The sequence below is a fragment of the Desulfosporosinus nitroreducens genome (assembly GCF_023897015.1).
Taxonomy (GTDB): Bacteria; Bacillota; Desulfitobacteriia; order Desulfitobacteriales; family Desulfitobacteriaceae; genus Desulfosporosinus; species Desulfosporosinus nitroreducens.
On record NZ_JAMHFY010000008.1, the window covers coordinates 107696 to 130964 of the forward strand.

General features: G+C 42.4%; 24 protein-coding genes. 16 read left to right on the forward strand and 8 right to left on the reverse strand.

Annotation, left to right across the window (positions count from 1 at the left end; genetic code table 11):
- Positions 1-4: 4 nt before the first annotated feature.
- Positions 5-1699, forward strand: coding sequence for a M3 family oligoendopeptidase (locus M8E35_RS11020; RefSeq protein ID WP_252469010.1), 1695 nt, complete (start codon positions 5-7; stop codon positions 1697-1699).
- 42 nt (positions 1700-1741) lie between these two features.
- Here M8E35_RS11020 and M8E35_RS11025 read toward each other — a convergent pair whose 3' ends face one another.
- Positions 1742-2611, reverse strand: coding sequence for an MBL fold metallo-hydrolase (locus M8E35_RS11025; RefSeq protein WP_373887439.1), 870 nt, complete (start codon positions 2609-2611; stop codon positions 1742-1744).
- A 273-nt stretch (positions 2612-2884) separates the two neighbouring features.
- Between M8E35_RS11025 and M8E35_RS11030 the strand changes: the two genes are divergently transcribed.
- On the forward strand, positions 2885-3883 hold the full coding sequence (locus tag M8E35_RS11030; protein WP_252469012.1) for a DUF4434 domain-containing protein: 999 nt from the start codon (positions 2885-2887) through the stop codon (positions 3881-3883).
- A 173-nt stretch (positions 3884-4056) separates the two neighbouring features.
- On the opposite strand, the gene M8E35_RS11035 is transcribed toward M8E35_RS11030, so the two are convergent.
- Both M8E35_RS11035 and M8E35_RS11040 read right to left on the reverse strand, forming a co-directional pair.
- Positions 4057-5229 (reverse strand): TraB/GumN family protein, encoded by a 1173-nt coding sequence (locus M8E35_RS11035; protein WP_252469014.1) that lies wholly within the window; start codon positions 5227-5229, stop codon positions 4057-4059.
- 307 nt (positions 5230-5536) lie between these two features.
- Entirely contained in the window at positions 5537-6538 is a 1002-nt protein-coding gene (locus tag M8E35_RS11040; protein ID WP_252469016.1) for a rhodanese-like domain-containing protein, read from the reverse strand.
- 376 nt (positions 6539-6914) lie between these two features.
- Here M8E35_RS11040 and M8E35_RS11045 point away from each other — a divergent pair, with 376 nt between their 5' ends.
- The 10 genes from M8E35_RS11045 to M8E35_RS11090 all read left to right on the forward strand — a co-directional run bounded on the left by M8E35_RS11045 (position 6915) and on the right by M8E35_RS11090 (position 16366).
- A complete protein-coding gene (locus M8E35_RS11045; protein ID WP_252469018.1) occupies positions 6915-7538 on the forward strand; it encodes a rhodanese-like domain-containing protein in 624 nt (207 codons plus the stop codon).
- Positions 7539-7600: 62 nt separating this feature from the next.
- Entirely contained in the window at positions 7601-9847 is a 2247-nt protein-coding gene (gene phsA, locus M8E35_RS11050; protein ID WP_252469020.1) for a thiosulfate reductase PhsA, read from the forward strand.
- Complete coding sequence (locus M8E35_RS11055) at positions 9847-10428, forward strand: TorD/DmsD family molecular chaperone (protein WP_252469022.1); 582 nt, start codon at positions 9847-9849, stop codon at positions 10426-10428. Before phsA ends, M8E35_RS11055 begins: the two co-directional genes overlap by 1 nt.
- The gene (locus M8E35_RS11060; protein ID WP_252469023.1) at positions 10421-10984 is read left to right on the forward strand and encodes a 4Fe-4S dicluster domain-containing protein; all 564 of its coding nucleotides are present in this window, start codon (positions 10421-10423) and stop codon (positions 10982-10984) included. The genes M8E35_RS11055 and M8E35_RS11060 overlap by 8 nt, the downstream gene beginning before the upstream one ends.
- 1 nt (position 10985) lies before the next feature.
- Complete coding sequence (gene nrfD / locus M8E35_RS11065) at positions 10986-11900, forward strand: NrfD/PsrC family molybdoenzyme membrane anchor subunit (protein WP_252469026.1); 915 nt, start codon at positions 10986-10988, stop codon at positions 11898-11900.
- Positions 11901-12163: 263 nt separating this feature from the next.
- Positions 12164-12592, forward strand: a complete 429-nt coding sequence (locus M8E35_RS11070; protein ID WP_252469029.1) for a Rieske (2Fe-2S) protein — start codon at positions 12164-12166, stop codon at positions 12590-12592.
- A gap of 114 nt (positions 12593-12706) precedes the next feature.
- Positions 12707-13333, forward strand: a complete 627-nt coding sequence (locus tag M8E35_RS11075; RefSeq protein WP_252469033.1) for a cytochrome b N-terminal domain-containing protein — start codon at positions 12707-12709, stop codon at positions 13331-13333.
- 81 nt (positions 13334-13414) lie between these two features.
- Positions 13415-13828, forward strand: a complete 414-nt coding sequence (locus M8E35_RS11080) for a hypothetical protein (RefSeq protein WP_252469036.1) — start codon at positions 13415-13417, stop codon at positions 13826-13828.
- A gap of 16 nt (positions 13829-13844) precedes the next feature.
- Positions 13845-15308, forward strand: coding sequence for a hypothetical protein (locus M8E35_RS11085; protein WP_252469038.1), 1464 nt, complete (start codon positions 13845-13847; stop codon positions 15306-15308).
- Positions 15309-15463: 155 nt separating this feature from the next.
- Positions 15464-16366, forward strand: coding sequence for a selenium metabolism-associated LysR family transcriptional regulator (locus M8E35_RS11090; RefSeq protein WP_252469039.1), 903 nt, complete (start codon positions 15464-15466; stop codon positions 16364-16366).
- A gap of 40 nt (positions 16367-16406) precedes the next feature.
- Here the strand turns inward: M8E35_RS11090 and M8E35_RS11095 are convergent, their stop codons facing one another.
- The 5 genes from M8E35_RS11095 to M8E35_RS11115 form a co-directional block, all read right to left on the reverse strand.
- Positions 16407-16898: a YeeE/YedE thiosulfate transporter family protein gene (locus M8E35_RS11095; RefSeq protein WP_073029592.1), complete on the reverse strand. Its 492-nt coding sequence runs from the start codon at positions 16896-16898 to the stop codon at positions 16407-16409.
- A 15-nt stretch (positions 16899-16913) separates the two neighbouring features.
- Complete coding sequence (locus tag M8E35_RS11100; RefSeq protein ID WP_252469186.1) at positions 16914-17144, reverse strand: sulfurtransferase TusA family protein; 231 nt, start codon at positions 17142-17144, stop codon at positions 16914-16916.
- A gap of 9 nt (positions 17145-17153) precedes the next feature.
- Entirely contained in the window at positions 17154-17786 is a 633-nt protein-coding gene (locus M8E35_RS11105) for a YeeE/YedE thiosulfate transporter family protein (protein ID WP_252469041.1), read from the reverse strand.
- Positions 17787-18089: 303 nt separating this feature from the next.
- Positions 18090-19775, reverse strand: a complete 1686-nt coding sequence (locus M8E35_RS11110) for an FAD-dependent oxidoreductase (protein WP_252469043.1) — start codon at positions 19773-19775, stop codon at positions 18090-18092.
- Positions 19776-19813: 38 nt separating this feature from the next.
- Positions 19814-21427 carry a (Fe-S)-binding protein gene (locus tag M8E35_RS11115; protein WP_252469045.1) on the reverse strand — a complete coding sequence of 538 codons (1614 nt, stop codon included), beginning with the start codon at positions 21425-21427 and terminating at the stop codon, positions 19814-19816.
- Between the two features lie 429 nt (positions 21428-21856).
- Between M8E35_RS11115 and M8E35_RS11120 the strand changes: the two genes are divergently transcribed.
- From M8E35_RS11120 to M8E35_RS11135, 4 genes are all read left to right on the forward strand, one after another.
- The gene (locus M8E35_RS11120) at positions 21857-22063 is read left to right on the forward strand and encodes a DUF5320 domain-containing protein (RefSeq protein ID WP_252469047.1); all 207 of its coding nucleotides are present in this window, start codon (positions 21857-21859) and stop codon (positions 22061-22063) included.
- 66 nt (positions 22064-22129) lie between these two features.
- Positions 22130-22510 carry a DUF134 domain-containing protein gene (locus M8E35_RS11125; RefSeq protein ID WP_073029588.1) on the forward strand — a complete coding sequence of 127 codons (381 nt, stop codon included), beginning with the start codon at positions 22130-22132 and terminating at the stop codon, positions 22508-22510.
- Positions 22507-22905: an iron-sulfur cluster assembly scaffold protein gene (locus M8E35_RS11130; RefSeq protein WP_309446457.1), complete on the forward strand. Its 399-nt coding sequence runs from the start codon at positions 22507-22509 to the stop codon at positions 22903-22905. Before M8E35_RS11125 ends, M8E35_RS11130 begins: the two co-directional genes overlap by 4 nt.
- The gene (locus M8E35_RS11135; protein ID WP_252469049.1) at positions 22902-23267 is read left to right on the forward strand and encodes a NifB/NifX family molybdenum-iron cluster-binding protein; all 366 of its coding nucleotides are present in this window, start codon (positions 22902-22904) and stop codon (positions 23265-23267) included. Before M8E35_RS11130 ends, M8E35_RS11135 begins: the two co-directional genes overlap by 4 nt.
- Positions 23268-23269: the final 2 nt, after the last annotated feature.

The window sequence follows — 23269 nt, forward strand, 5'->3', positions numbered from 1 at the left end:
TGCCATGAAATTTAAAGAGTTTGCTTATATACGGCCAGACTTAAGAGAGGTAGAGACCAAGTTTTCTGACCTTTTAATAAAGTTCGATCAGGCTGAAGATTTTCAGCAACAGGACGTTGTGATGGTAGCGCTTAATAAGCTAAGAAGCGAATTTGAGTCAATGGAGCAACTTGTACATATACGGCATACCATTGATACTACGGACCCTTTTTACGAGGAAGAGCAGGCCTTTTTTGACGAAGGAACACCGATTTATCAGGGCTTGATCTCCCGATATTATCGGTCCTTGGTCAAATCTAAATTCAGACAGGCCTTAGAAGAAAAATGGGGAAAACAGCTTTTTGTCAAAGCCGATCTAACAATCAAAACCTTCGAACCAGAAATCATTGAAGACTTGCAACAGGAAAACAAACTATCTAGTGAATATACCAAACTCATTGCTTCGGCGAAGATAATGTTTGAAGGTGAAGAAAGAAATTTGCCGGGGTTGGTTCCTTTTCAGCTATCAACTGATCGAGCCACGAGGAAACGTGCCAATGAGGCTAAATATGCTTTCTTTAAGGCTAATGAAGTAAAGCTGGATGAAATCTATGACGGCTTGGTTAAAATCAGGACACGGATGGCCCAAAAGCTGGGTTTTGCAAATTATATTGAACTTGGTTATGCCAGGATGCTTAGGTCAGACTACACCCCAGAAATGGTGGCAGACTTCCGTAAGCAGGTTAAAGAGTCTATTGTCCCAGTGGGAAGCAAGTTGCGAGAACGACAAAGAAAACGGCTGGAGTTAGATACTCTGCCATATTATGATGAGAAATTCAGTTTTCAAACGGGTAATGCTACTCCTCAAGGGGATTCTGAATGGATAGTGAGCAACGGTCGACGTATGTATAATGAGCTGTCAAAAGAGACCAGTGAATTTTTTGAGTTTATGGTGGAAAATGAACTAATGGATTTGGTAAGTAAAAGGGGCAAGGCGGGGGGCGGCTATTGCACTTATATTAGTCAATATCAGGTTCCCTTTATCTTCTCGAATTTTAATGGGACATCAGGGGATATCGATGTTTTGACGCATGAAGCAGGACATGCTTTTCAAGTTTATTGCAGCAGAAATTTTCAAATTCCCGAATATCATTGGCCAACATACGAAGCATGCGAGATCCACTCGATGAGCATGGAATTTTTCACGTGGCCTTGGATGGAACTTTTTTTCAAAGGTGACACTGATAAATATAAGTTTAGCCATTTGAGTGATGCCTTACTGTTTATCCCTTATGGGGTCAGTGTGGATGAATTTCAGCATTTTGTCTATGATCATCCAGAGGCCTCTCCACAGGATAGAAAAGCAGCCTGGAGAGAGATTGAAAGAAAATACCTGCCGCATAGAGAATATGAAGACAATGACTATCTTGAAAAGGGCAGTTACTGGCATCAACAAGGGCATATTTTTGGGGACCCGTTTTATTATATAGACTACACCTTAGCTCAAATATGTGCCTTCCAGTTCTGGATAAGGTCCCGTGAAAATCGCGAATCCGCTTGGGCAGATTACCTGAGGCTCTGTCAGGCCGGGGGCAGTCAATCCTTTATAGATTTAACTAAGTCAGCTAACTTAGTTTCTCCATTTCAAGATGGATGCATCGCCTCCGTGGTTAAGGTCATAGAAGACTGGCTTGACGGAGTGGACGATACTAAACTGTGACTTTAGCAAAAAGGCCAACCATCGTGGTTGGCCTTTTTCATATTAACGTGGCAGTATCCAAGTAACCCCTGTTTCTTGGATAGCAACCTTTTCGATTTGCCCTGATGCAGCTTGACGGAAACGGATAATGGGTTCTTCCATGGGCTCTCGGGATAGGCTGAACGATCCCCAATGCATGGGTATAATCCATTTCGCCGAGATTTCCTCGGCCATTTTCCAGGCCTGTTCTGGAGTAGCATGGCTAGCTTCAAAGGACTTTGGAGAGTAGGCGCCAATACCCATTATGGCTAAATCAATCGGTACCTCACTCAGTTGTTGTTTAATGAGTTCAGTATAGCCAGTATCGGCTCCGAAAAATAGATTAACATCGTTTTTAGATAATAGCAGACTGTTTGCTTCCATACCTTTCTTCCATGGTATTCGGGCTCCCCAGTGTTTGCCTTCGATTGCCTTGACGTTGACTCCGGCCAAAGACTTGCTTTCTTGCCAGTGCATTTCTTCTATGGACTTAAACTTCATACCGTTCCACAAGGGAAGGGTATTTTTGGCGGTAATGACAAGGGTATCGGGTGATTGCAACTTGCGTAAGGTTGGATAATCGAAGTGATCTGTATGAGCATGCGATAGAAGTAATAAATCAATAGGACCAACTTCGTCACTTTTCAGAGCCGAATCTATATAACGGCTGGGCCCTATTGTTAGGTTACCTATGGGTGTAATACCTATATGTGAGTTTAGGGCAGGATCAATAAGAATTCTTGTACCAAAGAAGTTGATCAAAAAACTGGCGTGTCCAAGCCAAGCGACAGTGACTTCATTGTTTGACCATTTGTTAGGAGTAGGAATATTGTTAGGTTTTATTAAATTATGTCCAGTCGTTTCCCCTTTTTGCTCACGGAAGACAATATCTATAGCACAATCACCCCAGTCAATTCTAGAGTACTTAAAAAGGCCTAGGTCAATGAATTTCGTTAAGTGACTCTTTGTTAATTAAATTGCCCTATAAGAGTATCACTCCTATATGCAAATGTGAAGTTTTTGATTCGATTATCTTAGGGGTTTCTTAACCAGCCTGACAGTTGTTCATAGAATATATTGAAGAAAAGGGAAACTGCTTACCCAGTGGCGAAGAAGAATTCAGCTGAAAGAAAATAGAGTGAATCAAAGGAAAAGGGGTGGAAAAAAATGAAGATAGGGCGGGTGCTTAATAATTGGTGGAAGCGGATCTGTTACTTTTTCCGGCGGTTCCCTAAGAAAACACAGATTCAACCAACGTTCGGCAGCTCTTTCATTCAATATTGGTACTGTCAAAACTGGGACTTTGATCGCTGGATTGAAGAGTATAAAATGTTACAAAAAATAGGCATCAACGAAATAATCCTTCAGAACATCGCTGATACCAAATCACATTACGCTGTTTATCCGACAAAGATGGATGGATATACTTGCAACAGTATTGATATGGTTGAGACGGCCCTGTGTGCTGCTGATACCATTGGCATGAATGTCCGTATCGGTCTAGGGTTTAATGATGACTGGTGGTCAAAAAACATTTATGATCAGACGTGGTTAGATGATGAGGCCGAAGTTAACAAAGTGATCGTCACAGAGATTGTTACGATGTATGGTGGGCATAGAGCACTTACTGGTTGGTATATTCCCTATGAGTTTCACCCGTTGACGGCTCTAAGTTTTGTCCAACAAGCCGAGTTAAACCGATTCTTCCAAAAAATCGCTGGTACGATCAAGGTTTATAGTAAGAAAAATATCATGATTGCCCCATTTTATAAGGCTCAGTTGACTTGGAATATAACCTTGGCCTCTTGGTCATATTTTGTTCACCATATTCTTAAAGATACGGGGATAGATATTCTTGCTTTGCAAGATAGCATCGGGGCAGGTTTTAACACGTTGGAGCATTTAGATGAAATCTATGCTTACACCAAGAAGGCTGCCGACGAAATCGGCATGATTCTTTTTGCGATTACCGAAACTTTTGAGGTGAATGCAACGGAATATTTGCCAGCGCAACAAAGTCGAATCCGTGAGCAATTATCCATAGAGTCAGCCCATGTAAGTGGATTCGTGGCTTTTAGTGCAGACCACTATCAAAATGGTAACGAGCTTACTCAAGTAACGGGTTATGAGGATTACTACCGTTATTATCTCGATCATCGAAAGTAGTCTTTTTGCATGAGTAATATCACAATTTACATTGCCAACACCCTTAAAGTCCTAAAGGCACTGTAACAAACAATTTACTGCTTGAAACGTATCTTAAGAACAAAATATGCGAGAAGCAAGTTGATTGCCAACGTGCTTCTCGCATATTAGAAGAGCTCATCATTCATATCGCTCTACAAATTCTCTATGAATAAACGGACTACATCAGCCCCGCCAATTATTGTCCCTATAGAGCCGCCTAAGTTTGCTAATGTAACTATAAGCAGAATCCGTGTCACCTTATTATTCCAAAAACCTTTAAGAGTAAAAACATCCTCAGAAAGATTTTCGAAATCTCTTACGCTGGGGCGTCGGATATAAGCTTGTACAATACCAGCAAACCATCCAGCTGCAATTAGTGGATGTAAGGTAGTTATGGGAGCGACTACAAAGGCTGTAAGAATAGTAAGAGGATGTCCAAAAGCAAGCGCAGTTCCCAGCGCTGCAAAAGATCCAGTCCATAGCACCCAACTTATAGTTTGCTGAACTCCAGCAGAAGGATTTGCTATGAAAGTATAGACAATAACCGCCAAAATAAGGAGTGGAACTGACCAACCAATAACTTTAAGAGCCTTTGATTTAGCAGGAAGTTGAGATAAAAGCGCTAAATCATGCTCTTTTTTTAGTTCTTCTTTAATACCAGGAACGTGAGCCGCTCCTAAAACTGCGACAATCTTACTGCCTGGAGCTTCTTTAATTTTCTGAGATAAATACTGATCTCGCTCATCAATTAGAGGAAGCTTTAATTTAGGAAAATTTACAGTAAACTCATTAAGTATAGAATTAAGCATATCTTGAGATTTCATCTTTTCAAGATCCTCTTCTGAAATGTCTTCATCATCAAAAATACTAAAGAAAATCCCTGTCAGAAGCTTAGCTTTACCCCAAAACCCTACACCTTTCCAAATACGAGCAAAGGTTATTTGAATATTTCTATCAGCCAATACCAAGTTTGCACCTATTTCTTTGGCCGATTCAGCTCCCTGAATCATTTCTTGACCAGCATTAATACCAAATTGTTTTGCTATACGCTTTTGAAAGGAGGATATTACAAGATTTATCAAGAGTAAAGTGGCTTTTTTATCTTTAATAATCTTAAAAATATCGGTCTCTTTCCACTTGTTACCCTCAATAATTGTCTGATATCTAGGTTCATCCAACTCGATACAAACAGAGTCCGGCTTTTCGAATTCAATAACTTCCTTCACTAGTTCAGCACTTTGCTTTGATACGTGTGCAGTTCCGATAAGAATAAATTCCTTACCATCTAAATTTATTCTAGTAATGTTTTGGTTTTCTTCAAACATAAACTACCTTCCTTTATAACTTTCTTTTCTAAACCATTTTACTCATTTTTCCCCGCATGTTTTATTGTACTCTAACTTACCCGTGTCCGACAAATCAGTTTTGGATCATATTGCTTGAGCATATCAATTTCCGATTTAACCTGCCTAGGTTTCTTTCAAGATGGTAACGACTCTTATGTATACGAGGATGCCACGAGGTTGAGCAGTTAGAAGCTATAGTGATACATTTAAAACGAAAGAAGAGATGGCTAAGCCATCTCTTCTTTCGTTTTATTAAAGGTGGTTCTGTTTCTGATATTAAAAGCAATTATTGAACAACTTCGTAAGATTTGTCAGAACTCCAGCCTTTGCTAAAGCCAGCCATACCGAATCCGTAATTCAGACTCTTTGTGGGAATGCCAAAGATATTAAGCAAGGAGTCGGTCTGTCCAGCCGTTTGTCCGGTATAACAATAGACAACGACAGTTTTGCCTTTGCTTTTATCCTTGATCGAATCGAGGTTTTTCGCGACGTCAGGACCGTAGGGAATGTTCACGGCGCCTTTAATGTGGCCTTTGGCGTAATCTACTGCTGTGCGAACATCAACAATGTAGTATTTGTCAGCTTCTTTAGCCAGGGCATCTTTCATAACCGGGAGATCAATCTTATAGGAGTCTTTCGGTACTTCATTAAAATACTTCTTGACTGCCTCGTCAATTGCTTTGCTCTTACTAGCAACTGCGGGAACCGTCGGCATTGCAGTCGGTTCTGTTACTGTCGGGTACTTCTGTCCCAACCAGCCTCTGGTCTCAAAGCCTACAGTACTGCTGCCACCCATACCAGAGTTTAAGGAGAGGGTCTTGATTCCTGCAACGTTGAGAAGTGAATTCGTTTGCCCAGCGGTCTGTCCGGTATAGCAAGCAACGATTAAGGTTTTGTCTTTGGCGATTGCACGAATGCTATCGAGGTTTTTGGCGATATCTGGGCCATAGGGCACGTTAATCGCTCCCTTGATATGCCCTTTAGCATAATCTTCTGCTCGACGAAGATCCAATACTGCGTATTTATCAGGGTTTTTATCGAGCTCATCCTTTAAGTCTTTCTCAGCAATCTTATAGGAATTTTTAACATTGGAGCCAATATCATTGAAATAAGTTTCAATAGCCCCTTTAATTTCTTTTGCGGGGTCTTCCGCAGGAGTAGATGAAGTTGTTACTGGTGGAGTTGACGGAGTAGTGGCAGCGGGCTGTGCTGCTTGACCACAACCAGTAACAAGAAAGCCGACAATCAGGAAAAGGGACAAGATGGGAGATAATTTCCTTTTTAGCATTTAAAACATCCTTTCAACTTTAAACTATATTCTAAGCTTAATTTAGAATATGTAATTTAAGTTAACATTCGATGGGTATGTGAAAAATACCTTTATCACAATTGAATTAGCCTATAAACTTTTATTATATACCTATAATAATAAAGAATAAGATAAATGTTCTCTAAGTATGAACTAGTTTATTAATGATAAACAAAATATATGCCTATAAATTTTTATTATATACTTATAACATTAAAGAATAAGAGCATTAATTAATAGTAGCAGGAGAAATTTGCTGTTTAGCGAATAATATATCAATAAGTTTCTTGACGATAATTGAAGAAACCATCTTAATTGGACTTGTGAATTAATTATTAAGAGGAGGGCGAAAACTTTGAAAGCTAAGTCGATGTCAATGCGATCCATGGGTTTGACCGTTATCTATTTATTGTTATTAGGTTTTGGCATGACTTTTTTAGTCGGCTGCGGCAATAGCTCGTCAACGGTGGGCACCGTTGACAAGGAGCAAGACCCGTCGAAGGCTAACGTTAACCAGAATACCACCCAACCGGTCCAAGGCGTTCCCGCCGATATACCGTCTACAGCCAACTTATCGGTCGATGAATTGGAGGCGGCCATAGAGGATAATAAAGGGTGGCAGTTAATTGACGTACGGGAAGCCAGAGAATTTGCCACTGGGCATATTAAGATGGCGCTTAACAGACCTTTAGGTGATTTGAAGAACAACCTTGCCCAGATTAGTAAGGACAAAGACCTTGTATTAATCGATCTTAATGGCAGCCGCGCCCAATCAGCGTGGAATGTTCTGGTAGAGAATGGCTATGACCAAAACAAAGTTAAAGTCTTAACTGGGGGCATGTTACAGTGGAGAGGGATCGTCAGCTCAGCCGGCAACAACAGCGGCGCTGACACAATTAAAAGCAGTGAAACAAATACTAGCGGTGGTAATGCTGCAGAGCCGAAGCCTGAGGTCCAGGAAATGGTAGGCGGCTGTTAGAATAGTTGTGGTTGTCAAATTATCAAGGCTGTCATGATGTTGTGAGGGATGGAGGGAAAACTATGAAACGAAGAAATTTCTTAAAGGGTGTACTTTATGGAACTGGCGCTACCATGGCGCTCGTGGGTGGGTTCGGTACCTTTAATAAACTGGACTCGTTAAAAGCTGAGGCTATAGATAAGGATCTTGAAACAAATGTTTTTTCTTCCTGTGAAATGTGTAGAAACCAGTGTCCCATTGCTGTTAAAGTCAAAGACGGGAAAGTTGTCAAGATTGATGGTCATCCGGATGATGCAGCTTTCGGTGGCGTAATCTGTGCTAGAGGAAATGCAGGTCCGTCGCTGCTATATGACCCCCAACGGATTAAGAAACCGATGATTCGTACAGGTGAACGAGGGGAAGGGAAATTTAAAGAAGTAAGTTGGGACGAAGCATACACCTATATATCTGATAAATTATATAACGTCAAGGATCAATACGGCGGGGAAGCGATCGCCTTGGCTAGTCGTAAAGGACCCCATGATTGGTTTTTCCGGTCGATTGGCAAAGCTCTGGGTTCCCCGAATGTGTTTTCACATGAGGCAACTTGCCCTATGACTCGTTCCGTGGCCTTAGACACTACCTTTGGGAATGAAGCGATTGCTGCTGATTATGCCAATACCAAATATCTTATCTCGATTGGTCGAAACTGGTTTGAAGGAATTCACGTTGCTCAGACCAGAGCTGTTTCCAAAGCGCTTAGCAATGGGGCTAAACTGGTAGTACTCGATCCGCGTTTTAGTATTACTGCCTCAAAAGGAGAATGGCTTCCTATCAAAGCCACCACTGATTTGGCCTTTGTGATGGCCATGGCTAATATCTTGATTCAGGAAAATCTCTATGATCAAAACTTTATCTCTCAATATACTGAGGGTTTTGAGAAATGGGCTGAAGAAGTAAAGGATAAAACTCCTGAATGGGCAGAGAAAGAGACTGGAATCTCGAAAGACAAAATCATTCAGATAACTAGAGAGTTTGCGGCTGCCAAACCTCAAGCTATCTTAGACTTTGGCTGGCGAACAGCTTATACACCCAATGACTATCAACTGCGTCGGGCAATTCTGATCGTTAATATGATGATTGGAAACTTAGAAGTTCCAGGTGGATATTATCGAACCAAACCGGCAAATTTCTTAAAAGATTTCCCTGATCAAGCCGTTCACGCTAAAGTGTTAGGGAATATTACACAACCGAGTTTCCCCAAGGCTTCTAAAGGAAGAATTGATGGCACAGGCGTTAAAGGCACACCCGGTCAAATCATTCCGGCTTATGATGGGGCCGTGGGGAAAATTGTAGAGAGCATCTTAACTGAAGAGCCCTACCCTATCCGAGCATGGCTTGTCCATCGATTTAATCCCTATATATCGCTTACTGAAAGTCCGAGGGTTTTAGAGGCGTTCAAAAAGCTAGACCTCTTGGTAACTTGTGATGTTTATATGACTGACACCGCTTATTTTTCGGATGTGGTATTACCGGAATGCACCTATTTAGAACGCTATGAACCGATTTTTGATATGGCGGGATTAACTCCAAAATATGTGATAAGGCAACCTGCGGTACCACTGGTTTATCCGGATACAAAACCCTACTGGCAGATTTATAAAGAACTTGGAGAGAAAATGGGCCTTGGTGATTATTTTGAATTTAAGGATATGGAAGACTTTGTGACTCAACAACTCCGTCCTACGGGTATAACCTTAGACAAAATGAAGGAAATGGGGGTTTGGACTCCTCCTGGGATGAACGCGTTCTATGTTCGTGCTAACGATGCCAAAGCCTCCATGGATACCGTTTTGTCGAACCATAGTAAAAAGATTGAAATCTTCTCTGTAGATGTTGAAGAAGCAACAAAACAAGGTGTTCCGAAATATGTTAGTCATCCTCAACCAGAAGAAGGGAAATTCCGTTTTGTCCAGGGTAAAGTAGCTGTACACACGAATGCAGGAACGGCCAATGTTCCGATCCTGAATGAGTTAATGCCGACAAACACGTTGTGGATGAATCCAATAAGCTGTACGAAACTCAGCTTGAAAGACGGAGATGAGATTGTTATATCCTCTGGTCTAAATGAGCATAAGGGTAAAATAAAAATGACCGAAGGAATTCGACCGGATACAGTTTTCTGTTATCATGGTTTTGGTCGAGTTTCACCGGAGCTTAAAAGAGCCTTTGGTAAGGGCATCAATGATAATCACTTAATCCCGAATGAAATTGGGGAAGTTGGCAACACTGTTACCTCGACCACGTTCGTAACGGTTCGGAAAGCCTAATGGACAAAAGCATGATTGCCGAACTGTATTTGTCGTTTGCAGCAGTTTTTCATCGACCTAATCAAGATGTCTCGGATCATTTAGAAGAGTTAGTTGATCTTTGGTCTGAAGTAATTCCAGAAATAGACGAAGCGGTTCAAAAATTATCAACCTTTTGCAGGGGATTTCCCCCAGGGGAGCAGCGGCTCAATGCTTTATGGGAACACTATATTCCACTTTTTGAAACGGGTGCAGTTGAAGCCTCCCCTTATGCCTCGGTTTATAGCGGGGAAAAAGGTTTAGTGCTAGGTAAAGAGGCTTTTAATGTTCAACAATTCTACGCAAATTGTGGGTACGTTATGGGAGAAAAAAGTGCAGAACTTCCTGACCATTTAGCGGTGGAATTAGAGTTCTGTGCCTTGCTAGCCCGAAATGGACAGGCTGAAGCCTTGATGGAGTTTCAAAAAAAGCATTTAACCCCTTTTTTAAAAAGTATTTTACCAAGGATTAAGAATTCTGATCGTCCAGTTTACTCTGAGATTGCCACAATTCTTGAAGTTAGACAGCTAAATTTACAGAAAGAGGGTGATTTTGTTGGCTAAAAAGTATACCATGATCATTAATCTGGCGAAATGTATTGGCTGTCAGGCGTGCACAGTCGCTTGTAAGTTCCAAAATAATGTACCAGATGGAAAGTTTAGAACGAAGACTCCTGCAAATGAGCTGAAGGGAACCTATCCAAATGTTTCGCTATATTTTGTAAAAGAAGCCTGTCAAATGTGCCAAAAAGCACCTTGTGTCAGTGTTTGTCCGACAAAAGCTTCTTACTACAATGAAGATGGAGTGGTCTTAGTCGATGAGGATAAGTGTGTTGGTTGCCTGTATTGTATGACTGCCTGCCCCTACGATGCTCGTTTTCTCAACAATGAAACTGGTGCGGTAGACAAATGTACCTTTTGTTACGAATTAAAGGTTTCTAAAGGGGAAAAACCTGCTTGTGTTTCAACCTGCGTCGGGGGTGCATTAATCTTTGGCGACCTTAATGACCCACTTAGCCAAGCTTCTCAGTTCTTGGCAAAGCATAAAGGAGAAGTTCGCAAACCTGAGTTAGGCACTCACCCAGGTGTTTATTACATTTATGAAGGGGTGGTGAAGTAACGTGGATGTTATTTGGGGTGTTAGTGTCAATGAAGTTGCTTGGGGCGGATTGATAGCTATTTATTTATTCCTGGCTGGGATTGCCGGCGGAGCCTTCTTAACTGCTTCATTGACGGATCTTTTCAGCAAACAGCAGTATCCAAAGGTAATTCGGTCCGGGGCCTACCTTGCTGTGGTTAGTATTATTGTCGGTTTGGGGTTATTAGTTGTTGACTTAGGTCGTCCGTTAAGCTTTTGGAAGCTTCTTCTTAATGTGAATATGGGATCCGTCATGTCGATCGGCGTCTTTATCGTCTCAGGTTTCACAGCCTTGTCAGTTGTCTATGGTTATCTTGTATGGTCAAGTGCTGTAGCGCAAAAACAGATTCAGATTACATCTGCGAACAAAGAAGTAGCCGCTGCTTCTGCAGGCCAGGGCCTTCAAGCGTTTCGTAAACCGGTGGCTGGCTTGGGAGTTTTATTTTCTATTGGGACTGCGACCTACACTGGTTTCTTATTATCCGCTGTTACAACCAATAACTTCTGGCACACACCGTTTCTTGGTATTGAGGCAGTTCCATTCTTGCCGATTCTATTTTTAGTGTCTGCTTCTTCGACTGGTTTAGCAGCAACCTTGATTGGTGCTTGTAACTGCGGGGATCTAACAGCCTATAAAAAAGTTGATATGGTTCTAATTATGCTTGAGATAGTTTTAATCGCCATTCTTTATCTATCGGTTGAACCTATATTCTTTGGTGGAAGCATGGCTGCCCTGTTCTGGTTAGGCGTCGTTATTGTAGGATTAATAGTTCCCTTACTTTTATCATTCTATGGTATCACAAAGCACAAAAATGTGATTTTACCGGTTTGCGGGATGGTAGTCATTGGGGGATTGAGTTTGAGATATTTCGTTGTGTATACTGGACAGCTGTTTTAAATGATCTTGTCAAGTTATGTTAAATTTTCTATTCTATTCTTACTTATACGGGCTTAGAGCTCGTTTCTTTTAGCATCAAAGGCATGATTCAACTGTAAAAGTAAAAGTATTTAAATTATACGATCCACTATGGTTTTATGCAGGAGAATCATGCCTTAACCTTAAAATTGAAAATAACATTAATAGCATAATAGACTAAATTATCCTTCCTAAAGTTTTAGAGTGCGAAGTTTACAAACATCGTTTAAAAGGGGGTGGACCTGTTGACAATTGATCAGTCACTCTATAGCAGGCGGCAAGTATTAAGTCTGGGGCGAAAGACTCTGTTAGTGCTAGGGGTAGGTTGTCTTTACCCTGTCAGTCACTATTTAAGAGCTAAAGAAAATTCGCTGGCTGTGGCCCGTATTGCCAGCAGTGAGATGCCCTTGAAGATAAATTGGCAACGACTAGGCCAAACCCGCTTTTGGTTGCGGCAAGGAAACGATAGAGTGGAAGCGATGTGGGCCAGTTGCACTCATTTGGGGTGTGAGGTGAATTACGACTCTGAACAGGATCAGTGGCTTTGTCCCTGCCACGGAAGCCACTTCGACAGGGATGGGCAGCCTGTATTAGGTCCGGCGGTGAGTCCCTTAGTTCGGGCTGAAGTGAAGGAGAAAGACGGTTTTTATCTGCTACACCAACCAGCAGTATAGGACATTAGATGGCTGTCAAATAATAGCTTTACTGCTAGTGCCGCTGGTCTTAACTGGTAGGCAAAGTGATGAGCAGGGAAGGCAATTCTGATTAAGCTGGATGGGGAGAATAACATGGGAAAGCAAGGAGACAATTCCTTTACGGGACATATTCGCCCCCGCCAAATAAGAGCGGGTGCTCTACGGTTAAGAGCCACATTCTGTTTGGGTGGATTTTCTTTTTTGGCCTTTATAGTATTGACTATTACGGGTGTGTTACTCTTGTTCTATTACCAGCCCGGAGATAGGGCTTTTGCTTCTCTGAGTGAAATTAATTCGGTGCTGCCTTACGGGGGATTCGTCCGATCCCTGCATTTCTGGGCAGGCCAGATGATGGTGATCAGTGTTTTTCTGCATATGGTACGGGTTGTATGGTCAAGGGCTTACCGACCTTTACGCGAGCTTAATTGGATTACGGGGGTAGTGCTTTTTGGCTTGACAGTAATCTTAGATTATTCCGGTTACCTGCTTCGAGGGGGGCAAGAAAGCGGGGCCGCGGCAACCGTTGGTCAAGCTTTGTTTACATCGTTACCAGGGGGACAAGCTTTGGCAACTGTTTTTTTTGGACAACCATCCCCCCTCAATGGCAGTACCTTAAATATGTTTGTCTGGCACGTTTTTATTTTAGCAGGTGCCGTTGGTTTTCTGCAGATGTTTCATTTTTGGCGGATCCGACGAGGCGGTGGGGTGCGACCTTTATAAGAACGGCTTTGTAGGTGGAGACTAGATTAGGGTAAAGAAAACTTATAAAAACGAACATGCTCTGACGTGAGGTGAGAATACATGGACCTAAAAGAAAGTGACAGGCCTCAAGTGCCTGCAGAGGTTGAGCAGAGCGGACGTCAGGAAAAAGTACCGTTGATTGAATTACAGGTAAGGGAGTATATTGGTATTTTTCTTTGGTTGGGTCTTTTATTTGCGTTGACTGCTAGTGTGAAAGTTCCTTTGGACAGCTCACCGAAGGCTGAGGCGGTAAGTATATCCAAAGCTCCCTGGGTATTTGGCGCAATCCAGTGGCTGTTACAACAGTGGCCGGCGTGGCTGAGTGGGTGGGTTCTACCTCTTCTGTCTATGGCAGTATTATTAATCCTGCCTTGGTGGGGGCGAAAAGTGGGAAAGACATGGGCCTGGATAATTTTCCTGATCCTAAGTTTGGTTTGGGTAGGATTAACTTTCTTATATATGTTTATGGGGTGAAGGAGGATTTTTCGACATGACCAAGCGATTACGATTAATAGTACTTCTGGGGTTAGCCATTATCTTTTGCCTCACCATGGTTTTCCTGGCGATCAATTCGTTTAGCGCATCCCCTTGGCAGGATTGGCAAAGAAAGTATTTCCAAGCGCAGATTGAAGAGCTTCAAGGAACTATGTCCACTGTTCAAGGAGAAGAGCATGTAAAAAAACTGGCACAGGAAATTAAGGTGTGGCAGGATAAGAAGCCGGCTCTGCAGGAGATACGCTTATCAAATGGTCGCATTGAACGTTGCACCACTTGTCATTTGGGAATCGAAGAAATTTCTGTTTCTCACCCCAGTGATAGTATTGGCTGTACAGTTTGTCACGGAGGGAATGCCCTGTCTGTGGATGAGCAGACTGCCCATGAGGGGATGTTTGGCGGGGGGCATCCTGGTCAGTTAGAGGTGACTCGCCTAAGTTGTGGAGGGAACTCGGAAGTAGGGCAATGTCACAGCGGAAATCGGCAAGAGTCTGACAATCAAGTAGATTTGCTGACCACTGCCTTGATGGCCAGCAAAGGAGGAGAACTCTCCATGAGCAGATATATGCACGGGCTGGATATTCCGCCACGGGTGCTGCTGAAACCTGGAGAGACCGCGGCGGATTTTCCAGCGCCTTTTAACCAGCGTGGGGAAGAGCCGAAATTTCAGCAGAACTGTTTAGCAGTTTGCCACCTGACCGGGGGAGAACTACTGGGGCAAGAAGTCCAGGCCAACGGGTGTGAGAGCTGTCATGTATTAAGCAATCCACAACACACCTATGAGGGAAAGGATGTCACGATCCCTCGGTCAAAATCAGGTTATGGGATGTCCCACTCTCTAACCGTGCAAATCCCCTACACCCAGTGTAATCAATGTCATAATCAGGGAGATTATAAGGTCGATACTATGGATTTTATTCCTCGCTCTGATTTAGACCGTGTTAAATCTTCGCCACCCCCGGATAAGGAAAGTCTGGAGACGCGCTGGCAGAATGTATATTCCCCGGGATTGGTCTTTACCAAATGCGAAGTCAACTTGGACTGTGTAGACTGCCATACCCGCCAGGAGACCATGGGAGACGGGGAGATGTATTCCTCTGAATGGAAAGCGTTGAAAATCCAATGTCGGGATTGCCATGGAAGTACGGTTAGTAAGCCCATTGAGTGGGAGATAACGGATAAATCCGATATGGCCTGGGTGGAAGCACGCATCAATCCAGCCTTTCCATCTCTCGAAATGGGGGATGTCATTCTGAAGACGGCAAAGGGCGAGGAATTAGCTTACGTCCGTCAGGAAGACGGCAAATGGTTCAGTTATCGTAAAACAAATGGAGAAAAATATCTAATTCCGCAGGTTATTGATAGTCAATGTCGTCAGGACCCGGATAAACAGTCTTCCGATGACTGCCATAAATGTCATGATGTCTCGAAGGATAAACCTTCCTCGGGAGGAGAATGAGACTGCAACTGAAGCGACGAGGGGGAAGAAGTATGTGGCAGATAGTCAGAAATGACTGGAGGCCAAAGCTTGGTTGATTGAATTCTATAGTGCTTGGCTATACAATACTGATATATGTTTAATTCCTTAGAAACTTAGAGGATGGTGAAATTGTATTGGATAGTAACCAACTCAAGATCTTTTGTATGGTAACGCGTCAACAAAGTTTTTCAAAAGCAGCAAAATTATTGCATATGAGTCAACCAGCCGTTAGCACACATGTTAAAAATTTAGAAGAATACTACCAGGGGCAATTGCTTGACCGAACTCCACAGGGCGTGACGCTTACCAAGGCTGGCGAAGTCTTTTATAACTATGCACAAAAGATCCTTGACCTTCAAGACGAAATGGAACAACAAATCGAAACTGTCTTCAAGCATGAAAACAATCAAGTCATAATTGGGGCAAGTACCACTATCGGAAATGTCTCTCTTCCCTGTTCGATCTATTTGTTTAAAGAACAATACCCGGAGGTCGAGCTTTGCCTAAATATCGCCAATGCCGAAGAGGTCCTTAGTATGGTGATTTCTGATGTCGTTGATATCGGTGTTGTGGAAGGGGACACAGAGTCTTCTACCCTTAAATCCCTTCATGTTGCATCGGATGAATTAGTACTTATTGTTCCTCCTCAGCATCCTGCTGAAGGAGACGTTATCTCCCTACAAGACTTCCTCAAACAACCGCTAATTATGCGAGAAGATGGATCAGGCACACGTAAGATTTTAGCAACAGCTTTAGCTCGTCATGGCTATTCTGTGAATCAGCTGAAAGTGATTACCGAGATGAAGAATATCTATGCCATTAAATCTGCCGTTGAGGCAGGATTAGGGGGATCAGTTATGCCACTGCTCGCAGTTCGCAAAGAAGCTTACACGGGGACGCTTAAAGTCCTAAGGATTATGGACATGGAAATGCCTCTCATCTTTAATATTGTTTATCCTAATAATCGACCACTTACGACGAAGGCAAAGCTGTTTATTAAATTCCTTACGAATCCTGAAGAAAGTTGCCTTTGTTGAAAATAGGAACAAATGTAAAGAGACAGCGTCGGCTGTCTCTTTACATTAAATATTTAAGGAGGAGTTTTGATCCTAGCCATGTTCCCAAAAAGACCGCGAATGCAAAAATCCATCCAGTAAGAGAACTAGAAGCAATTCCATTTAACAGGGCGCCTACATTGCAACCATACGCAATTCGTGCTCCGTATCCCATGAGCAGTCCACCGATTAATGCAGAAAAAAAGAACTTTTTATCCCGGATTGGTCGAAAGCGAACTTGTGAAGCCACCAATGTTGCCCAAAAAGCACCCAGTAACAAACCGAGGTTCAAATAGGTTCCTGAGGCAGCCATTAATCCCTCAAACGTAAATCCTCGGTCACTGAGAACTCCAAGGTTAGTACCGATCCATTCCGCCCAAATTTCTATATTCCAAGTAACTCCCCAGGGTTGGCGCCTCACGATCAGCACAAGTATGTTTAGCAGACCTAAAATAATTGCCCCTATCCAATAAGCCCAAGGGCCATGGATGATTGTCTGTAAAGTCTTTTTCATTGCTACACACTCTCTTTAATCATGCGTTTTTGTCAGCTCAAGATGCCATATTCCATTCGCCACTTCTTTTTCTTCAATAATATATCGATTGGCTTTTGCCCATACAACAATACCCCTTGAGGTACAACTGTGTTCAGTTTCTAGGACTAAAATATCACCGCATTGCATGGACGACAACTTCTGTTTTGCTTTAATTAGGGGAATTGGACACATTTCTCCCCATATATCAATTGAAAAACGAGTCATAGCTTTCACCTATTCCCCTAATTGTTTTTTTTGCCACCATCTAGCTAACTGCCATAAGGTTAATAAAACGATTATTTCAAGAATAAGGGTTGGAACCCAACCGAAAATGTCCGGCAAAAAAATTCCAGGCCATTCACCAAAGGTATATCTCCAGCTTTTCAACGATCGCTCTCCTAAAACTGAGCCTACAGCTAAACCGAAAAAAGCCAGCATCTGCATTGCAAAACCTTCTCCGATACGGATTATAATTCCGGTTGAACAGCCGCCAGCCAACACCATCCCTATCCCGAACAACAAACCACCGACAACAGTATGCACGCCCATGGGAAAAACATTGAGGGATAACGGGATGTTTCTCTGCGAAGCTCCCCAGGAAACCAGTGCAAAACCAAGGATACTAATCCCTAAAAGCAAAAGAAAGGCTCGAGTAAGTTGAGTCATACCGATCAATATAGGATCACGTAATGCAGACACAAGACAAAAGCGAGACTTCTGTAAAACAAAACCCAAACTTATTCCTAGAGCCGTAATTAGCGTAAGACGGATACTTATTTGAGAAAGGAGAACGAGCAACAATGTGAGAAAAAGGATAAACCCGATATTCCATTTCCTTTGGGAATGAAAAGCACTATTGATCGACACTGACCAATCTCCCCCTCACATAGTCACCTAAAACAATATAGACAATAAATATCATATCATAAATATTGTTGTAAAGTTCAGGCTATAGAGGTAATTAATAAATTTCTTCCATTTAGACCATATTTTTTGGAGGGAGTATCTCAACTTTTGCTAAGGAAGGAAGTTTTAACAATATGAAAAGCACGTTGATTGTCCACGTCAACGTGCTTTCACTATGATTCCTGTCATGTTTCCTCTATGAATAAGGCGAGGGAGGATGGTGACAGGAAAGTCAAGGAAATACCTTCTCAACAGCCGGAGGGACTACTGTTTAAAGAAGGCACTTCCAACATTAAGTCCTCCTTGGAGAAACGCCACTTGAGAGAGACCTTTGCTTTGGAGCATGCATGCCGCTTCGTAGCCCCTTATTCCTAATCCACATACAGTTATAATCAAAGAATCCCTTGGGATCTCTTCCCAACGATCTCGCAGTTCGCCTAACCCAATCACCATGGTCCCATTCAGGGACAGCGGGTTAGCCGCCACTTCGTCCGGCTCACGAATATCAAGTATGCAGAGCTTTTCCCCGGCTTCTAAGCGTTTTGTGACGTTTTCCGCTGTGATTCCTAACGCTATCCCCTGACGCATGTTTTCTAACGTTGTAGCAGCATGTATGAGCACATCAATAGCGGTGGCAAATGGCGGTGCATAGGCTAGGTCTAAATCAATCAAATCTTCTGCCTTAGCGCCAAATTTAAGCGCGGTTGCCAGTACATCTAGTCTTTTGGCACATTCCCCTATGCCACAGACTTGGGCGCCGAGTAAGCGGCCATTTTCCTGTTCAGCGATTAATTTAATCGTGATAAGAGCATGCATGGGATAATAGTGAGTAGCATCAAGGCCACTGCTCACACTGGTTACGACATTGTATCCGCGTTTGCGAGCCTCTTCTTCGCTTAATCCCGTGCGACCGATAGTAAGATCAAAGGCTTGAAGAATAGAGGTTCCCTCGACTGGGGCAAAGCGAGCGGGGATTCCAGCAATATGATCTGCGATTACGCGGCCTTGCTTGTTAGCGGTCGAGGCCAGCGGAATATAAACAGGTTCCCCTGTAAGAAGATGGCGTTGTTCGGCACAGTCTCCGCCAGCATATATAGCCGGATCATTGGTCATCTGATGCTCATTGACTTGAATTGCTCCTGTGTTGCCAATCGTGAGCCCGGCCTCTCTGGCAAGTCCAATTTCTGGACGAACGCCAGTGGCGATAATCACCATTTCCGTTTCAATTGTTCCTTGTTCTGTTATGACTCGGCATACATTGTCTTCAGCATCCCCTTCGAAAGCCTTCACTTTACAGGAAAGTTGCAAATCAACGCCATGTCCCTTTATTTTTTGCTCAACCAGTTTGGACATGTCAGAATCAAGTAACTTCGGCAATACCCGAGAATCTGCCTCACACATTGTAACCTTCAAACGAGGGCTGACTAGGGCATCCGCTGTTTCTATTCCGATTAACCCGGACCCAATTACAGTGACATGCTTCACCTGCTTTGTTTTAATCAAATCCTTGACACTTTGGGCATCATGCGGATGATGCATGGTGAATATCCGTCCTAACTTAACTCCAGGAATTGGCGGTATACTCGGCTTAGCCCCGGTTGCGAGAACTAAATAATCATAAGGCAAGGCATCCTCGAGATTAGTAAGCAAATTTCGGACCCAAACCTTTTTATTACTCCTGTCAATTTTTATAGCTTCTGTTTGAGTGTGAACTTTTGCATTCTTTTGTGCCGCAAAAAATTCCGTATCTCTAATTACACCGTAGGAGGTCGTCATTAAATCTTCTAATCGGGGCACTAAGTTAGCGACATAAAATGGCAGTCCACATCCTCCGTAAGAGATTAGACTTCCTTTTTCTAGGATGGTAATCTCAGCATCCGGATTAATACGCCTTAAACGTGCAGCCACTTTAGGACCAATAGCAACCCCGCCTACAATAATTACTTTCATGAAAGCTCCCCCTCATTAAATTAAGAAATGCACAATCATTATTCCAAGAACTCTAAAAATGGTTTTTCCATACTTACAAGTGCATTAACCATCAATTCTACTAAACCGCCATATTGAACATTAAATTTGTCTGTCGCCTCGTAAAACTCTAGAATGTCGCGAATAGCTCCTTTACAATTAGAACAAGGTGCACACACATATTTAGGCAAGGCAGTATTTTTCATACTATCCTGAAAGGCTCCTAGGATCTGGTTAAACTTCATACGAGAGCTTACTTTGTTTCTCCATTCAGAGAAGTTCATAGAATTCGTAATAGCAAAACCACCGCCGCCGCCACAGCAGTAATTGTCAACACCATGCGGTGTCATTTCTCTGAACTGAGGACATATGGCTTTTAAGACATTTCGTTGCGGTTCCACAATCCCCATTCCTCGAACATAATTACAAGGATCATGTAGCGTTACAGGAAAGTTATTTTTTCGGGGATCTAACCTTAATTGTTTGAGCCTGACCATATCCCAAAGAAGAGGGAGACAACTCTCAACTGGAACTTTAGCATCTGCAAACACCATGCGATCCGCTATTAGCGCCGAAGCCTTATGGGCATGTCCGCACTCTGCGATGACTATTCGGTTGACTCCTAATTCTTTGGCAACTTTCATCTGCATTGTGGCCAGAGTTTTAGCTTGAAAATCATCATACCAGATGCCATAGTTTACATTGTCATATCCTGTGATTTCACTGCTAAGCGTCCAGTTTAGGCCAGCTTCTTCGAAGAGAATGGCAAAAGCTATGGGGTTTTCAGGCCAAGCCATATATTCGCCCGCATTATGTAATAGAAGAATATCTGCACCTTTTTTGTCCATCGGAAATTTGATTTTTAAGCCATACTTCTCTTCGATATCCTCTTCTAAAAACTCTATCGTATCTAAGAAAGCCGGTTTGCTAACTCCCGTAGACGAACCTGTTTTTATCTGAAGCATCGTACCTTTGGTATGCAAGGGAAGAGGAGCAATGCCCATTTCTTGGCTAAATATTTTTCGGATTTCTTTCGTGAGAATGGCATTATCTAAGCCCAATGGACAAGTCTGAGCACAACGACGGCAAAGATTACATCGATAGGATAATTCTCCAAGCCGAGCAATTGTTTCCCAATTTACATCGATATCAGCTCCGACAAAACTGCCTAGAAGCTTTCCGCTTTTGGTAAAGTACTTCTTTACAATCTTTCGAAGAACTTCGGAGCGGAAAATTGGGCGATACAGCTCATTGTTTCCCGAGGCTTCGTAGATATGACAGGCCGCTGAACACGTATCACATTTTGCGCAGTATTCAAAGGATAATAAGAGGGGCTGGAGCACTCCATTGTTGGCATCTGAAAAGCTTTTTTCTAAACCATTGAGGAATTTCCGTACAAATTCATCCTCTTCAGCTTTGGTTTTTGGGCGAATCAACGTATCGATTCCGACGTAGCCATCCAAAGATGTACAGAATTTTTCTTTCCATGCAGGCTTAGGATCGGTTAAGGGCGGTTCCATTCCAGGTTTATCATAGGGCGGAAATAAAGGCATTAGCTGTTCAGGTTCAAGTTTGATTAGTTGCTCATCTGATCGTCCCATATCCTTTGGGCGTAAATCTTTTTGATTGATCATATTTAACTCTCCTCTTTCGACAAGTTAACTCTCCAAAATATGTAGTTATTCCTTGGGATGCGTCTTATCGCCTAATAACGAAGTGAGTAAAAAGATAATCTTAATATGATATAATTCATGTCAATATAGTGCTTAGTTATTGACATATGCCCCATTCGATTTTATTATACTCTGTATTGAACATATGTCAATAAACGTTTTTTATTATCCTATGCATTGAATTTCTTAATATCTGGAATAGTTGTGTTTTTAATGGAGGGAGGTAAGGTGCAGCAAATAAAAAGTCTGAATTTACGCTGAGAAAGAAAACTTTCTTGGTATTGAGGGAGGTCACCAGTGAACAGAACACATAGTTATTGACATATGTTCAAAATAGAGTATAATTCAATTTATAAAGGGCATATGTCAATAACTAAAGGGGGCGGTAGTGTGCCTAGAAGAGATGGAACGGGTCCTATGGGCGAATCAATGAACAGTGCTGGCTTAGGCCAAGGGTCAGGTTACAGAAGGGGCCCAGGAAGAAATTTCACAAAAGATTTAATAGTATCAAAAACGCAAAAGGAATTGTTACAAGAGCGAAAAGAGCAACTTGAAAAAAGGCTTGCTGATATTAGCAAGCAATTAGAGATTTTATAACTGGTAGTTGAAAGCACGCCTGCAGGCTTGTAAGTTTCTTAATGAAATAATTGAGGTGTACGAATTATGCCAAGACCCAGAAAATGGAGAAAAGTTTGTTGCTTGCCGGAAAGCAACAGCTTTGGGCCACTAAATACATTAATCAATCAAGAACATTTTGTAATCATGACAGTTGATGAGTATGAGACGATACGGCTCATTGACTTAGAAGGTTTTACCCAGGAAGAGTCAGCCGACCAAATGAATATAGCACGTACAACCGTCCAGCGCATTTATAATGATGCGAGGAGAAAACTGGCAGATTCCTTGGTCAACGGAAAAATGTTAAGAATTGAGGGCGGTGATTATAAGCTGTGTGACGGACTTGAAAAAACATGCGGTTGTGGTGGCTGCCTCAGACATAAATGCGATAGAAGTTTTAGGCTTGAGGATAATGGAGGTGAGTGATCATATATTCTGAGAAAGTGATAGAACACTTTATGTGTCCACAAAATGCTTACAGTATGCCTGATGCCAATGCGCAGGGAGTATGTGGGGATTCTTCATGCGGAGATGAACTCATCATTTTTCTAAAAGTACAAGATAATTACATTCAAGAGATTAGTTATCTGGTGTTTGGTTGTTGTGCATCAATTGCAACATCTAGTATGACGTCAGTATTGGCTAAAGGAAAAAGCCTGGAGGATGCTTTGGCTATTACCGAAGAAAATATTATCCAGGCACTGGATGGTCTCCCTGAGGCTAAGGTGCACTGTTCAAATCTAGGAGTTAGTGCTTTGCGTGATGCTATAAACAATTACCGCAAATCAACAAAGACAAGTGTTAAGGAGGATTCTCAATGAAAATTGCAATTCCAGTAGATGACAAATCCACGGAAACAAGTGTCTGCCAATCCTTTGGTCGTACCCCTTATTATCTGATTTATGATACCGAATCAAAGGAGAGTGTTTTTTTAGATAACAGTGCAGCAGCCAGCCAAGGCGGCGCTGGGATCAAGGCCGCGCAGACGATTGTAGACAGCAAGGTGAGCGCTTTACTTACTCCTCGATGTGGGGAGAATGCCGCAGATGTTCTCAAGGCAGCCAATATCAAATTATACAAGACTGTAAATGCTTCTATTCAAGACAATATTGATGCATTAAATGACGGGAAGCTATCCTTGTTAGAAGATATCCATCCTGGGTTTCATGGTCATGGAGGCTAATA